We start from the raw sequence: 12,423 nt of genomic DNA, 5'->3' as shown, positions 1-12,423 counted from the left end.
CGGTGATCAAGTTTTCTGGCGACCTCTCAGTCTGAAGATGGAAGCAGACCAATCATCCAGCGTCCACCTGCGCGACCCACGCCCGGGCGACATGGGCTGGGTGATCCAGCAGCACGGCGAGATCTACTGGCGCGAATACGGCTGGAACGCCGAGTTCGAGGCACTGGTGGCCAGCATTGTGGCCGGCATGATGAAGCGCCACGACCCGGCCTGGGAGCGCGGCTGGATCGCCGAGCTGGATGGCGAACGCGTGGGCTCGGCTTTTGTGGTGCGCAAGAGCAAGACCGTGGCTCAGCTGCGCCTGCTGATCCTCACGCCAGCGGCGCGTGGTTTCGGCCTGGGCGGACGGCTGACCGACGAGTGCATCGCCTTCGCGCGCGACAAGGGCTACCGCAAGATGGTGCTCTGGACCAATCGCAACCTCGACGCCGCGCGCGCCATCTACGCCAGGCGCGGCTTCACCCTGGTGGACAGCGAAACGCACCACAGCTACGGACACGACCAGGTGGGCGAACACTGGGAACTCGCCCTGTGAACCTGGCCCTGCTGGCGGCCGCGGCCACCGGCGTTCAGGTGGGCGCGACCATCGTCGCCTCACGCTACGTGGTGGCCGAGGTGCCACCGCTCACGCTGGCCCTGCTGCGCTACGCCATCGGCTTCCTGAGCCTGCTGCCCTTTGTGTGGCGACCTCTGCGTGCCCACCCCTGGCCCGCCGGCACCACCCGTCCACCGGGCCGCGACCTGCTGGCCATGGCCGCACTGGGCGTGGGCCAGTTCGCACTGCTCATCGCCCTGCTCAATGTGGGCCTGCAGCACATCGGTGCCGCGCGCGCGGCGCTGATCTTCAGCCTGTTCCCCCTGCTCACCCTGCTGCTCGCGGGCGCTCTGGGGCATGAACGCATCACGCCGGGCCTGCTCGCGGGCGTGGGGTTGTCGATCGTCGGGGTGGGGCTGTCGCTCTGGCCGAGGCTGGCGAGCGGCGGCGCCGGCCACTGGTGGGGCGAAGCCGCGGTGCTGAGCAGCGCATTGACCGGCGCTGTGTGCAGCGTGCTCTACCGCCCCTACCTGCGCCGCTACCCCACGGTGCCGGTGTCGGCCCTGGCCATGGGCGTCTCGGTGCTCTGTCTCGCGCTGCTCGCCTTGTTCGAACATTGGCCACAGCGTGTGCTCGCCCTGCCCCTGGGCACCTGGGCGGTGGTGGCCTTCATCGGCCTGTCCAGCGGTGCCGGCTATTTCGTCTGGCTGTACGCGCTCAAACACGAATCGCCCACCCGCGTCACGGTGTTTCTTGCGCTCAACCCGGTCACCGCCGCGCTGCTGGGTGCCGGCTTGCTCGGTGAGCCTATCGACCAGTTCGCGCTCGGCGCCCTGGTGCTGATCGCACTGGGTCTGTGGCTGGCCACGCGGCCCGCCAGACCACGCCCGTGCTGATACACCCCCATCCGATGCGGGCCACCACGGCCCGCAATACCTTGGCAGCCCCTGAGGCCAGGACAGGCATCCGATAATTCCACCATGCCCGCCTCTGCGAACACCCTCACCCCGGCCATCGACGCCGCCCCCAACCAGCCCCGATCCAAAACCGACCTCTTCATATCCTTCACCTGGCTGGCCCTGCAGGGCTTTGGCGGGGTGCTGGCGGTGGTGCAGCGCGAGCTGGTGGAAAAGAAACGCTGGATGACGCGCGAGCAGTTCGTGGAGGACTGGGCCGTGGCGCAGATCATGCCGGGGCCCAACGTGGTCAACCTTTCGATGATGATCGGCGGGCGCTATTTCGGCCTGCCTGGCGCCCTGGCCGCGCTCACCGGCATGCTGGCCGCGCCGCTGGTGATCGTGCTGCTGCTGGCCGCGCTCTACGGTAGCGTTGCCGACAGCGCCACCGCACAAGGTGCGCTGCGCGGCATGGGCGCGGTGGCCGCCGGCCTCATCACCGCCACCGGCATCAAGCTGATCGCCGCACTCGGCAAGAACGCCATGGGCATCGGGGTGTGCATCGCCCTGGCGGTGCTCACCTTCGTGGCGATCGCCCTGTTGCGCTGGCCGCTGGCCTGGGTGCTGCTGGGCCTGGGCGGCGTGGCCTGCCTGTGGGCGTATCGGGTGCTGGGGCGGTCGGGCAACGGGAGCGAGGCATGAGCATGGCCCCCACGCTGGCGAACTGGACCGACCTGTTCCTGCATTTCGCCTCGCTCTCACTGCTGGCGGTGGGCGGTGCCATCACCACCGCGCCCGACATGCACCGCTACCTGGTGGGCGAACAGGGCTGGCTGAGCGAGTCGCAGTTCACTTCGTCGATCGCGCTGTCGCAGGCCGCTCCCGGCCCGAACGTGCTGTTCGTCGCCCTGCTGGGCTGGAATGTGGGACTCAACGCGGGGGGCGGCCCGTCGGCCGGCTGGCTGGCCTGGGCGCTGGCGCTGCTGGGCGTACTGGTGACGCTGGTGGCGATCATGCTGCCCTCGTCCATCCTCACCTACACCGCCACGCGATGGGGCCACCGCAACCGCGAACTGCGCGCGGTGCGCGCCTTCAAGGCCGGCATGGCCCCGATCGTGATCGCCTTGCTGATCGCCACCGGCTGGCTGCTCAGCGCGGCCCACAACCAGCCGGCGCGCGACTGGCCGCTGTGGCTGCTGACGGCCGCCGCCACCGTGCTGGTGTGGCGCACCCGAATACACCTGCTGTGGCTGATCGGCGCAGGCGCGGTGCTGGGGGCTCTGGGTCTGGTCTGAGAGGCAGGGCGCCCAAGGCGCACAGGCCGTACCGGCGCTTATGGCTGGCGCTGCAAGCCCGCCATGCCCTTGGTGTCCAGGGTCGCCACGGCGCTGCGCACGGCATCCATGTCGAGGTTGTTGCCACTGACCTCAACCATCACGCCGTTGGGCAGCATCAGGGCCATCTCGGCACGACTGCCATCCTTGCGGTATTCCTCTTTGATGGACACGCCGTCTTTCTGATAGATGCGCTCCACCTCTTCCTGGGTTTCGCGGTTGACCGTGGACTGGGCCCAGGCGCCCATGGCCATCGCCAGGGCGGGCACGGCGCCAATATCCTGCACCTTGACTTCCAGAACGCGATCGTCCTTTTCGTATTCGGCCGTGACGCTGGTGAAGTTCATGCCCATGGCGTTGTCGGAGCGGGCTTCGAGCGTGCTGCGGCTCAGGCCAGCGAGCGTGGCGGGCACATAACCCTGCAGCACGTCGGGTGCAAAGGGCTTGCCCCCCTTCCCGCCCAGGGCGGCGCCCATCATTTCGTTCATGGCCTGGCCGGCCGCGGCGCTGTCGCCCCGGGCTTGAGCCTCTTCCATCTTCTTGCTGGCGGCTTCCATTTTTTTGCTCGCTTCTTCGAGCTTGGCCGTGTCCAGCGTGATCTCGGTGCCCGGCAGCTTGATGCTGACGTCGCCGGCGTCCGGGCGTCCGCCACCCATCATGTAGCCCGGTCCGCCGCCGCTGAACAGCGCGCTGGCCGCGCCCAGGATGATGCCGGCGACGATGCCGCAGACCACCACCACGGCGGTATACACCGCCGCCTTCTCCTTGGGCGCTTTCATCAGCACGGGTATGCCGGTGTAGACCAGATAGATGGAATACAGCGCCGCGAGCAGCCCCAGCACGGACAGCATGGGAATCAGGCTGAAGACGCCGCCCACCATGCCGGCGGTGGAGCCGAACGCGATCAGTTTGAGCGCGTTGAGCTGGTTCTTCTCACCCTGGAAACTCGGCGCCAGGGCATTGGTGATCATGGCCAGCACATAGATCATGACCAGCGAGAGCACGTAGCCCACCACCATGTTGCCCAGTCCGGCCACGATCGGGACCCGAAAGCTCATGCCCATGGCGCCGGCGCCCACCAGGCTCATACCGATGAAGCCGGCCACGGCCGGAATCGCCGCGAGGTAAATCAGGTAGTTCTTGTAGATGCCCTGGGCATCGGTGGACTCCTGTTCGATGACCGGCCAGGTCTCCACCGGTTTGAGCAGGATGGCTTGCACGCGTTCGACGATGTTCATGGGTCACTCCTTGAAATGAAAGGACGGTTGCCTGAATGAAACCAGCTTCAGCGCGGACTCTCGAAAAACACGGCGTTGGTGTAGTCGCTGATCTCGAAATAGACCTTCTTCTCGCCCGGATCGACCTGCATGTTCAGGTTTTCGTCGAGCACGCCGTAGCCATAGCGGTAGGCGCGGGGGGTGTTGTCGTCGGTGCCGAGCGCGGTGCTGATCTTGTCGATCCGCAGGAAGCGGCGCACCACCTTGTCGCCGGCGTAGACCTCGAGCACGCCGTTGGTGCCGGTCCAGTTCTGGATCTCCCGGCTGAACTTGTTCTGCTGCTCCTGGGTGCAAGCCGCCGCGAACAAGGCGACGCTCAGGACGGCCACCAACCCGGCGCGTTGTGCAGATGTTCTCGTCATTCAATCCTCCAGCAGTATTGGCAGGCATTGTGCCGCAGGTTCGCGCAGGCACAAGTCGGCCACGGCGTCCAGTTCGGTCGCCTCAGGGTTGATCACCACCACCCGGGCGCCGCGCCGGTGCGCGGCGTGCGCCAGGCCGGCGGCCGGGTAGACCACGCCCGAAGTACCGACGACCAGCATCAGGTCGCAGCCGCTCGCGGCTTTCTGCGCCGCGTCCAGCGCGGCCAGCGGCAGCATCTCGCCAAACCAGACCACGGCCGGGCGCCGCAGGTTGCCGCAGGTGGGGCAATGGGGTGGATGACCGGCCTCGACAAACTCGGGGTGGCAACAGTCGCGCGGCATGTCCAGCCAACGGTCATCGGCCAGGTTGCCGTGCAGGGCGATCGCTTCGGCGCTGCCCGCGCGCTGGTGCAGACCGTCCACGTTCTGCGTGATGAGCGTGAGCCGGCCCGGGTGGCGCTGCTGAAAGGCCGCCAGCGCCCGATGCCCGGCGTTGGGCTCCACCGGGGCGATCATGTCGCGGCGAAACTGGTACCAGTCCCACACGCGACGCGGGTGGGCACGAAACGCGTCCTCGGTGGCCAGGTCTTCGGGTTTGAACCGCGCCCACAGGCCGGTCTGGGCGTCGCGAAACGTGGGCACGCCAGACTCTGCGCTCATGCCCGCACCGGTGAGCACGGCGATGTGGTTTGCGCTCCCGATCCACTGGCGAACCATTTGCGCAACGGACATGTCAGCCCTCCGGCCCGAAAGAGCAACGGTTCCAGGTGCGAGGGGATGCACCAGCCAAGGCCAGCGCGGGGCCGGCTTTGCCGGACCGCTGCTGGCGCCCCCTGGAGGGGGTGACGCCGAAGGCGGCGCAGGGGGGATTCATCCAGTCCTTTGACGCAGCGCTTCGTAGAGGCAGACGCCGCTGGCCACCGAGACGTTGAGGCTCTCCACCGCGCCGCGCATCGGGATGCTGACCAGTTCGTCGCAGGTCTTGCGCGTGAGCTGGCGCATGCCCTCGCCTTCGGCGCCCAGCACCAGTGCTACCGGGCCTTTGAGGTCCACCTGGTACAGCGTATTGGGGGCGTCATCGCTGGTGCCAATGATCCAGATGTTGCGCTCCTTGAGTTCGCCCAGGGTGCGCGCCAGGTTGGTCACCATGAAGTACGGCATGGTTTCGGCCGCGCCGCTGGCCACCTTGGCCACGGTGGCGTTGATGCCGGCCGCGTGGTCCTTGGGCGCGATCACCGCGTGCGCGCCCGAGCCATCAGCCACGCGCAGGCAGGCGCCCAGGTTGTGCGGGTCGGTGATGCCGTCGAGCACCAGCAGCAGCGGCGCCACGCCGTCGGCCTCCAGCTTCTCCAGCAGCTCGTCGAGCGAATGCGCCTGGGGCAGCGCTTCGACCCGCGCAGCCACGCCCTGGTGGCCATGGCTGCCGGCGAGCTTGGCGATGCGCAGGCCATCGGCCTCGATGAGCCGCGCGTTGGCTTCCCGGGCGCGCTCCAGAAACTGGCGCATGCGGGCATCGCGCCGTGTCGGCTCGAAGTAGATTTCGATGATGGATTGCGGCGCGGTTTTCAGGCGCACGCCCACGGCGTGAAAGCCGAACAGCACTTTGGGAGAAGACATCGCCCGATTATCGACGCAGCCGCCCGGGCGCCGACGGGCCAAGGCCTGCGAGAATCCCGGCATGCCCCGCAACCCGCCTGAAACCTCCGAAACCCTGTCCGCCGTCTGCCTGTGCGCCGAATGGTGCAGCACCTGCCGCGACTGGCACGCCGTGGTCGAACAGGCTGCACACGAGTTCAAGGACGTGCGCTGGCGCTGGCTGGACATCGAAGACGAGGCCGATCTGCTGGACGAGCTCGACATCGACATCGAGACCTTCCCCACCATGCTGCTGGCGCGCGGCGATCAGGTGCTGTTCTTTGGTCCGATTCCCGCCCAGGCCGAGGTGCTGGCGCGGCTGGTCAGCACACTGCAAAGCGGTTCGGCGAGCGCGCTGGGCCTGACCGAACGGGTCGCCACCCTCTGGCAGCGGCTGCGCGGCAGGCCGGACTGACCCCTCAGAGCACCGCTTCCAGATCGGCCACCTGTCCGGCTTCGATGGTGATGCGCCGCTCGCAGCGCTGGGCGATGGCGCGGTCGTGCGTGACCAGCACCAGCGTTGTGCCCTGCTCGCGGTTCAGATCGAACATCAGCTCCATGATCTTGCCGCCGGTGGCGAAATCCAGGCTACCGGTGGGTTCGTCGGCCAGCAGCACGGCGGGCTGCATCACAAAGGCACGCGCCAGCGCGACGCGCTGCTGCTCCCCGCCCGACAGCACCTTGGGGTAGCTGGCAAGCCGCTCGCCCAGACCCACCCGCTGCAACATGGCGGTGGCCGCGGCGCGGGCGTCGCGCCGTCCGGCGAGTTCCAGCGGAAGCATCACGTTTTCCAGCGCGGTGAGGTTGCCCAGCAGTTGGAAGCTCTGGAACACAAAACCCACCTTCTGCGCCCGCAGGGCGGCGCGCTGGTCTTCGTCGAGCGCGAACAGATCGACGCCATCGATGTGAACTGTGCCGCTGCTGGGTGTATCCAACCCGGCCACAATGGACAGCAGCGTGCTCTTGCCCGACCCAGACGCGCCCACGATGGCGGCGGTTTCCCCTCTGTTCAAGGTGAAATCGATATCGCGCAAAATCGTCAGGGATCCCGTGGAGTCGACAACCGACTTGAACACGTGCTGCACGGCAATCATCACTTCGGACATGGAAGGGCTCTCAAGTTGAATCGACGTCACTTTAACGCGCTGGGCCTGCTGGTCGCGGCGACGGGGTCAATCGGAAGCGCGCTGGCGCAAGCCGCGACCCACACCGCCAGCATCGCCAGCAACGCGACGCCCGTCATCCTGGTGGTGGGCGACTCGCTGAGCGCCGAATACGGTCTGCGGCGCGGCAGCGGCTGGGTGGCCCTGCTGGCGCAGCGCCTGAGCAGCCAGAAGATGAACGCCCGCGTGGTCAACGCCGGCGTCAGTGCCGACACCAGCTCGGGTGGGCGATCCCGCCTGCCCGCCCTGCTTCGGCAACACCAACCGGCGGTGGTGGTGATCGAGCTCGGCGCCAACGATGCATTGCGGGGTCTGCCGCTGTCCGTCACGCGCGACAACCTGCGCTCCATGGTGCGCCTGTCGCGCGAAGCCGGCGCACGGGTGCTGCTGGTGGGCATGGAAATGCCACCCAACTACGGCGAGCGCTACGCGCAGGAGTTCCGCGAAGTGTTCACCCAGGTGGCACGCGAGGAAAAGACCGCGCTCGTGCCCTTCCTGCTCAAAGGCGTGGCCGACCTCGAAGACCCCACCAAGCTGTTCCAGAGCGACCGCATGCACCCCAACGAGAGCGCCCAACCCACGCTGCTGGCCAACGTCTGGCCCGCGCTGACTCCGCTGCTGCCGAAACGATAATCCGGTATGCCCGTTCATACCCTGCCCGCCGCCGAAGCCCTGGCCCGACTCGACAGCTTCGACACCGTCATAGACGCCCGCACCGAAGACGAACACGCGCTCGACCACGTGCCCGGGGCCATCAACTGGCCCACGCTCAACAACCAGGAGCGCATCGACATCGGCACGATGTACAAGCAGGTCAACCCGTTTGAGGCCAAAAAACGCGGCGCTGCGCTGTCCGCGCGCAACATCGCCGCCCACATCGAGCGCGAGGTGATCGACAAACCACGCGGCTGGAAGCCGCTGGTGTACTGCTGGCGCGGCGGCAACCGCAGCGGCGCCCTGGCCACCATCCTGGGCGCCATCGGCTTTCACGTCACGCTGATCGAGGGGGGTTACAAGGCCTGGCGCGCCGCCCTCGTCGCCTCCATCCCCGGCCTGGCCACCCGGCTGCACTGGCGCGTGGTCTGCGGCCCCACGGGCAGCGGCAAGACGCGCCTGCTGCAGGCGCTCGCCGCCCAGGGCGCGCAGGTGCTCGATCTGGAGGCGCTGGCCAGCCACCGCAGCTCGGTGCTGGGCCACATCCCGGGCCAGGAACAGCCCAGCCAGAAGCGTTTTGACAGCTTGGTATGGGACGCGTTGCGGCACTTCGATCCGTCGCGCCCGGTGTACGTGGAGAGCGAGAGCAAGAAGGTGGGCAATGTGCGCGTGCCCGACGCCCTGATCGAGGCCATGCGCGAGAGTCCCTGCATCGACCTGCAGCTGTCAGATCCCGAGCGGGTGGCGCTGCTGCTGGAGGACTACGATTTTTTCGTGAAAGACAGTGCCCATTTCTGCCACCGGCTGGAAGCCCTGACCGAGCTGCGCGGCAAGGCGGTGGTGTCGGCGTGGATCGAGAAGGTTCAGCAGGGACACACGCCGGAGGTGGTGCTCGAACTCCTGACCCAGCACTACGACCCGATGTACGCGCAGTCGATTGCGCGCAACTTCAAATGCTACGGCCAGGCGCGGCCCTGTGTGCTGCGCGACCGTTCGGCCGAGGCTCTGGCCGATGCCGCACGCGAGCTCATCGCCACGGGGCCCGCTGCATCGCCCTCGCCCGCCTGATCGGGCACGGGGTGCCACGCGGCGGAAGCGATGGACCCGTATGCGCCGTCAGTCTGCGGCGGTCGACCCCTCGCCGGCCGCGGGTGCTGCATCGCTGGCGTCGGTGTTGTCCTCGCCCGGACCTTCGGGCGCATCGGACTCGCTGTGGTGCTTGCCCGCGGCCTTGGCTTTGAGCTTCTCTTCCTTCTTTTTCTTCTTGGCGAGCTCGCGCTGGCGTTTTTCGTATCCGTAGTTGGGAGTGGCCAAAGCAGTCTTTCGGGTGGGTGGGTTGAAGGAAATGTCAGGCGTGGAGCGTGGCGAGCGCCTGCGCCAGGTCGGCACGCAGGTCGTCCACGGCCTCCAGGCCGACGGCAAAGCGCACCAGGCCGCCCTTGTGGGGCCAGGCTGCGGTGCGGATAGCAGACACGTTGTAGGGCGCACACAGGCTGATGGGGCCGGCCCAGCTCCAGCCCAGCTTGAACAAACGCAGGCTGTCGCAGAAAGCGTCGATCTGCGCCTGGCTGAAGCGTTCATCAAACACCACGCTGAACAGACATGCGGCAGCCTTGGCGTCGCGGCGCCAGGCTTCGTGGCCGGGAGAACCGGGCAAGGCCGGGTGCAGCACCTGCACCACGCCGTCTTGCTGTTGCATCCAGGTGGCGAGCTCGCGGGTGCTGGCATCTTGCGCGTGGTAGCGCAGCGCCATGCTGTTCAGGCCACGCAGCACGAGTTCGGTGTCGTTGCCGCTCACGCCCAGGCCCAGCCGCATGTGGCACAGCAAAACCTGCCGGTGCAGCGCCTCGTCGCGCGTGACGACAGCCCCCATGAGCACGTCGGCGCCGCCGCTGGGGTATTTGGTCAGCGCCTGCATGGACACGTCCACCCCCAGCTCGAAGGCGTTGAACGCAATGCCCGCGCCCCAGGTGTTGTCCAGCGCCGTGAGGATGGGCCGTTCGGCGCCACGGCTCTGGTTCGCCGCCCGCACCACCGCGACCAGCGCGGGAATGTCGGGAAACTCCAGCGTGATCGAGCCCGGGGCCTCCAGCCAGACCAGGCGCGTGGCCGGGCCCATCTTGGCGGCCAGATCGGCGGCGTCGAGCGGATCGTAGTAGCGGTGCGTGATACCCCAGGCGGCCAGTTCCCCGGCGGCAAAGGTCTTGCCGGGGCCATAGGCGTTGTCGGGCATCAGCAGTTCGTCGCCCTGGCGCAGAAAGGCCATGTCCACCAGCGACAAGGCCGACAGGCCGCTGGGCGCCAGCACGCAGTGGCGCCCGCCTTCCACGGTGGCGATGCGTTCTTCCAGGATGAAAGTGGTGGGCGTGCCGTGCAGGCCGTAGGTGTAGCCGCTTTTGTCCATCCACTCCTGTGTGCGCAGGGCCTGCACGTTGGGGAAGATGACGGTGGACGCCTTGTGAACGCCGGGCGCGACGGCATCAAAGCCCTCGGGTGGGCGATAGGGGTGGTGGATCAGCTGTGTGGAGATCTCGCGCATTCAGATCAGAGCTTCCATTTTTCGAGCAGTTGCGCAGGACGCATGGCGTCGTAACCCTCGAAGGGCTGGTGGATCCAGGGGTTGGTGGGCAGGAACTCCACCGAATAGTCGGGCGTAAACGTGGACAGCTGCTTGGTCCAGATCACGGCGCTGCGCAGCTCGGTGATGGGCGCGTAGTTGTTTTTCAGCATCCCGATCACCGCCTTGAGCGTGTGACCCGAATCGGCCAGATCGTCCACCAGCAGCACCTTGCCTGCGATCTCGCCCTTGGGCGTGGTGATGTAGCGGGCGATGTCCAGATTGCCTTGCTGCGTGCCTGCGTTGGCGCGGTAAGAGCTGGTCGACATGATGGCCAGCGGCACGTCGAAAATGCGCGAAAGGATGTCACCCGGACGCATGCCCCCACGCGCCAGGCACAGGATGGTGTCGAACTGCCAGCCCGATTGGTACACCTTGAGCGCCAGCTTCTCGATGAGGTTGTGGTATTCGTCGTACGAGACGTAGAGGTGTTTGCCGTCTTCGGTCAGCATGGGGTCTCCGGGGGTGAGGGACTGGCAGGATTTTGCACGAAGCCGGGGTCCGCCGGGCCATCGGCCCTGCAGACTCCCGCTGCGGATGGCAGGCGGTCGCTCACCCGTGGTACGGGTGGTGCACCAAGATCGTGTGGTCGCGGTCCGGGCTGGTCGAGACGATGTGGATCGGCACCCCGGTGGTTTCCTGGATGCGTTGCAGATACCGCTGCGCGTTCACCGGCAGATCTTCATAACGCGTCGCACCGACCGACGAATCGCTCCAGCCAGGCAGGGTTTCGTAGATCGGGGTGCAGCGCGCGATCTCGTCGGCGCCCATGGGCAGGATGTCGATAGTCTGACCATCCAGTTCGTAGCCGGTGCACAGCTTGAGCTCGGTCAGACCATCCAGCACATCCAGCTTGGTGATGCACAGACCGGAAAGGCCATTGACCTGGGCCGAGCGCTTGAGCAGCGCGGCGTCGAACCAGCCACAACGGCGGCTGCGACCTGTGGTCACACCTTTTTCCGCCCCCACCGTGGCCATGTGCCAGCCGGGTGTGCCCTCTTTCTCCCATTCCAGCTCGGTCGGGAACGGGCCGCCGCCCACGCGGGTGCAATAGGCCTTGGTGATGCCCAGCACATAGTGCAACAGACCCGGGCCCACGCCGGAGCCCGCCGCCGCATTGCCCGCCACGCAGTTGCTGGAGGTGACAAAAGGATAGGTGCCGTGGTCGATGTCCAGCAGCGTGCCCTGTGCGCCCTCGAACAGCAGGTTGGCGCCGGCCTTGTGGGCGGCGTTGAGTTCGCTCGACACGTCGGCGATCATGGGCTTGAGCCGCTCGGCCTGCTCCATGGCCTCGGCGAACACGGGCTCGAACTGGATCGCGCCGTCTTTCATGTAGCCAGCGATCTTGTCATCCCAGACCATGTCGGCCGAATGCAGGTAGCTGGTGAGCAGGTGGTTGTGCAGATCGAGCAGCTCGCGCAGTTTGGCGGCGAAACGCTCGGGGTATTTCAGGTCCTGCACGCGCAGCGCGCGGCGCGCAATCTTGTCTTCATAGGCCGGGCCGATGCCACGGCCCGTGGTGCCGATCTTTTCGGTGCCGGCTTTCACCTTGGCGGCTTCGCGCGCGATGTCGATGGCGGCATGGAAGGGCAGGATCAGCGGGCAGCCTTCGCTGACGCGAAGGCGCGAGCGCACCTCCACACCGGCCGTCTCCAGCCCGGCGATTTCTTCGAACAGCTTGCCCACCGAGAGCACCACGCCGTTGCCTATGTAGCACTTCACACCCGCGCGCATGATGCCGCTGGGAATGAGGTGCAGCGCGGTCTTCACGCCGTTGATCACGAGCGTGTGACCAGCGTTGTGGCCGCCCTGGAACCGCACCACGCCGGTGGCGGTCTCGGTCAGCCAGTCGACCAGTTTGCCTTTGCCCTCGTCGCCCCACTGGGTGCCGACCACCACCACGTTGCGCCCGGGGACCACGGCGCTGTTGCTGTTCATCATCTGCTGTTT

General features: G+C 67.1%; 15 protein-coding genes and 1 pseudogene. 7 read left to right on the top strand and 9 right to left on the bottom strand.

Annotation, left to right across the window (positions count from 1 at the left end):
• Nucleotides 1-64: 64 nt before the first annotated feature.
• From HTA01S_RS07840 to HTA01S_RS07825, 4 genes and pseudogenes are all read left to right on the top strand, one after another.
• A pseudogene (locus HTA01S_RS07840) lies at nucleotides 65-535 on the top strand (GNAT family N-acetyltransferase); the annotation flags it as partial.
• A complete protein-coding gene (locus HTA01S_RS07835) occupies nucleotides 532-1,431 on the top strand; it encodes a DMT family transporter (protein WP_218017321.1) in 900 nt (299 codons plus the stop codon). The pseudogene HTA01S_RS07840 and the gene HTA01S_RS07835, both read left to right, overlap by 4 nt.
• Nucleotides 1,432-1,515: 84 nt before the next feature.
• On the top strand, nucleotides 1,516-2,133 hold the full coding sequence (locus HTA01S_RS07830) for a chromate transporter (protein WP_068168880.1): 618 nt from the start codon (nucleotides 1,516-1,518) through the stop codon (nucleotides 2,131-2,133).
• On the top strand, nucleotides 2,130-2,726 hold the full coding sequence (locus HTA01S_RS07825) for a chromate transporter (protein ID WP_068168878.1): 597 nt from the start codon (nucleotides 2,130-2,132) through the stop codon (nucleotides 2,724-2,726). The genes HTA01S_RS07830 and HTA01S_RS07825 overlap by 4 nt, the downstream gene beginning before the upstream one ends.
• 38 nt (nucleotides 2,727-2,764) lie before the next feature.
• Here the strand turns inward: HTA01S_RS07825 and HTA01S_RS25155 are convergent, their stop codons facing one another.
• The 4 genes from HTA01S_RS25155 to rlmB form a co-directional block, all read right to left on the bottom strand.
• Nucleotides 2,765-4,003 carry a Yip1 family protein gene (locus tag HTA01S_RS25155; protein WP_068168875.1) on the bottom strand — a complete coding sequence of 413 codons (1,239 nt, stop codon included), beginning with the start codon at nucleotides 4,001-4,003 and terminating at the stop codon, nucleotides 2,765-2,767.
• A 47-nt stretch (nucleotides 4,004-4,050) separates the two neighbouring features.
• Nucleotides 4,051-4,404, bottom strand: a complete 354-nt coding sequence (locus HTA01S_RS07815) for a hypothetical protein (RefSeq protein WP_068168872.1) — start codon at nucleotides 4,402-4,404, stop codon at nucleotides 4,051-4,053.
• Entirely contained in the window at nucleotides 4,405-5,136 is a 732-nt protein-coding gene (locus HTA01S_RS07810) for an SIR2 family NAD-dependent protein deacylase (protein ID WP_068168871.1), read from the bottom strand.
• A gap of 138 nt (nucleotides 5,137-5,274) precedes the next feature.
• Nucleotides 5,275-6,021 carry a 23S rRNA (guanosine(2251)-2'-O)-methyltransferase RlmB gene (gene rlmB, locus HTA01S_RS07805; RefSeq protein ID WP_068168868.1) on the bottom strand — a complete coding sequence of 249 codons (747 nt, stop codon included), beginning with the start codon at nucleotides 6,019-6,021 and terminating at the stop codon, nucleotides 5,275-5,277.
• A gap of 61 nt (nucleotides 6,022-6,082) precedes the next feature.
• On the opposite strand from rlmB, the gene HTA01S_RS07800 reads away from it, so the two are divergent.
• Entirely contained in the window at nucleotides 6,083-6,454 is a 372-nt protein-coding gene (locus HTA01S_RS07800; protein WP_068168865.1) for a thioredoxin domain-containing protein, read from the top strand.
• Between the two features lie 4 nt (nucleotides 6,455-6,458).
• On the opposite strand, the gene HTA01S_RS07795 is transcribed toward HTA01S_RS07800, so the two are convergent.
• A complete protein-coding gene (locus HTA01S_RS07795; protein WP_068168861.1) occupies nucleotides 6,459-7,145 on the bottom strand; it encodes an ABC transporter ATP-binding protein in 687 nt (228 codons plus the stop codon).
• Nucleotides 7,146-7,160: 15 nt separating this feature from the next.
• Here HTA01S_RS07795 and HTA01S_RS07790 point away from each other — a divergent pair, with 15 nt between their 5' ends.
• Entirely contained in the window at nucleotides 7,161-7,835 is a 675-nt protein-coding gene (locus tag HTA01S_RS07790; protein ID WP_068168858.1) for an arylesterase, read from the top strand.
• A 6-nt stretch (nucleotides 7,836-7,841) separates the two neighbouring features.
• Nucleotides 7,842-8,924 (top strand): tRNA 2-selenouridine(34) synthase MnmH, encoded by a 1,083-nt coding sequence (gene mnmH / locus HTA01S_RS07785; protein ID WP_068168855.1) that lies wholly within the window; start codon nucleotides 7,842-7,844, stop codon nucleotides 8,922-8,924.
• Nucleotides 8,925-8,972: 48 nt separating this feature from the next.
• Here the strand turns inward: mnmH and HTA01S_RS07780 are convergent, their stop codons facing one another.
• From HTA01S_RS07780 to HTA01S_RS07765, 4 genes are all read right to left on the bottom strand, one after another.
• Nucleotides 8,973-9,170, bottom strand: coding sequence for a hypothetical protein (locus HTA01S_RS07780; protein WP_068168854.1), 198 nt, complete (start codon nucleotides 9,168-9,170; stop codon nucleotides 8,973-8,975).
• A 34-nt stretch (nucleotides 9,171-9,204) separates the two neighbouring features.
• Nucleotides 9,205-10,395: a cystathionine beta-lyase gene (locus tag HTA01S_RS07775; RefSeq protein ID WP_068168851.1), complete on the bottom strand. Its 1,191-nt coding sequence runs from the start codon at nucleotides 10,393-10,395 to the stop codon at nucleotides 9,205-9,207.
• Between the two features lie 5 nt (nucleotides 10,396-10,400).
• Nucleotides 10,401-10,925: a phosphoribosyltransferase gene (locus tag HTA01S_RS07770; protein WP_068168848.1), complete on the bottom strand. Its 525-nt coding sequence runs from the start codon at nucleotides 10,923-10,925 to the stop codon at nucleotides 10,401-10,403.
• 100 nt (nucleotides 10,926-11,025) lie between these two features.
• Nucleotides 11,026-12,414 carry an adenylosuccinate synthase gene (locus tag HTA01S_RS07765; protein ID WP_407656098.1) on the bottom strand — a complete coding sequence of 463 codons (1,389 nt, stop codon included), beginning with the start codon at nucleotides 12,412-12,414 and terminating at the stop codon, nucleotides 11,026-11,028.
• Between the last annotated feature and the right edge of the window lie 9 nt (nucleotides 12,415-12,423).

Origin of the sequence: Hydrogenophaga taeniospiralis CCUG 15921, assembly GCF_001592305.1 — a bacterium.
Taxonomy (GTDB): Bacteria; Pseudomonadota; Gammaproteobacteria; order Burkholderiales; family Burkholderiaceae_C; genus Hydrogenophaga; species Hydrogenophaga taeniospiralis.
This window is presented reverse-complemented; position numbering and strand designations above follow the sequence as displayed.

What these genes read in the sequence shown, in the direction of transcription:
- HTA01S_RS07775 (WP_068168851.1), bottom strand. Translation starts at nt 10,395, where the DNA reads ATGCGCGAGATCTCCACACAGCTGATCCACCACCCCTATCGCCCACCC.
- HTA01S_RS07795 (WP_068168861.1), bottom strand. Translation starts at nt 7,145, where the DNA reads ATGTCCGAAGTGATGATTGCCGTGCAGCACGTGTTCAAGTCGGTTGTC.
- HTA01S_RS07830 (WP_068168880.1), top strand. Translation starts at nt 1,516, where the DNA reads ATGCCCGCCTCTGCGAACACCCTCACCCCGGCCATCGACGCCGCCCCC.
- mnmH (WP_068168855.1), top strand. Translation starts at nt 7,842, where the DNA reads ATGCCCGTTCATACCCTGCCCGCCGCCGAAGCCCTGGCCCGACTCGAC.
- HTA01S_RS07810 (WP_068168871.1), bottom strand. Translation starts at nt 5,136, where the DNA reads ATGTCCGTTGCGCAAATGGTTCGCCAGTGGATCGGGAGCGCAAACCAC.
- HTA01S_RS07815 (WP_068168872.1), bottom strand. Translation starts at nt 4,404, where the DNA reads ATGACGAGAACATCTGCACAACGCGCCGGGTTGGTGGCCGTCCTGAGC.
- rlmB (WP_068168868.1), bottom strand. Translation starts at nt 6,021, where the DNA reads ATGTCTTCTCCCAAAGTGCTGTTCGGCTTTCACGCCGTGGGCGTGCGC.
- HTA01S_RS07765 (WP_407656098.1), bottom strand. Translation starts at nt 12,414, where the DNA reads ATGATGAACAGCAACAGCGCCGTGGTCCCCGGGCGCAACGTGGTGGTG.
- HTA01S_RS25155 (WP_068168875.1), bottom strand. Translation starts at nt 4,003, where the DNA reads ATGAACATCGTCGAACGCGTGCAAGCCATCCTGCTCAAACCGGTGGAG.
- HTA01S_RS07800 (WP_068168865.1), top strand. Translation starts at nt 6,083, where the DNA reads ATGCCCCGCAACCCGCCTGAAACCTCCGAAACCCTGTCCGCCGTCTGC.
- HTA01S_RS07770 (WP_068168848.1), bottom strand. Translation starts at nt 10,925, where the DNA reads ATGCTGACCGAAGACGGCAAACACCTCTACGTCTCGTACGACGAATAC.
- HTA01S_RS07825 (WP_068168878.1), top strand. Translation starts at nt 2,130, where the DNA reads ATGAGCATGGCCCCCACGCTGGCGAACTGGACCGACCTGTTCCTGCAT.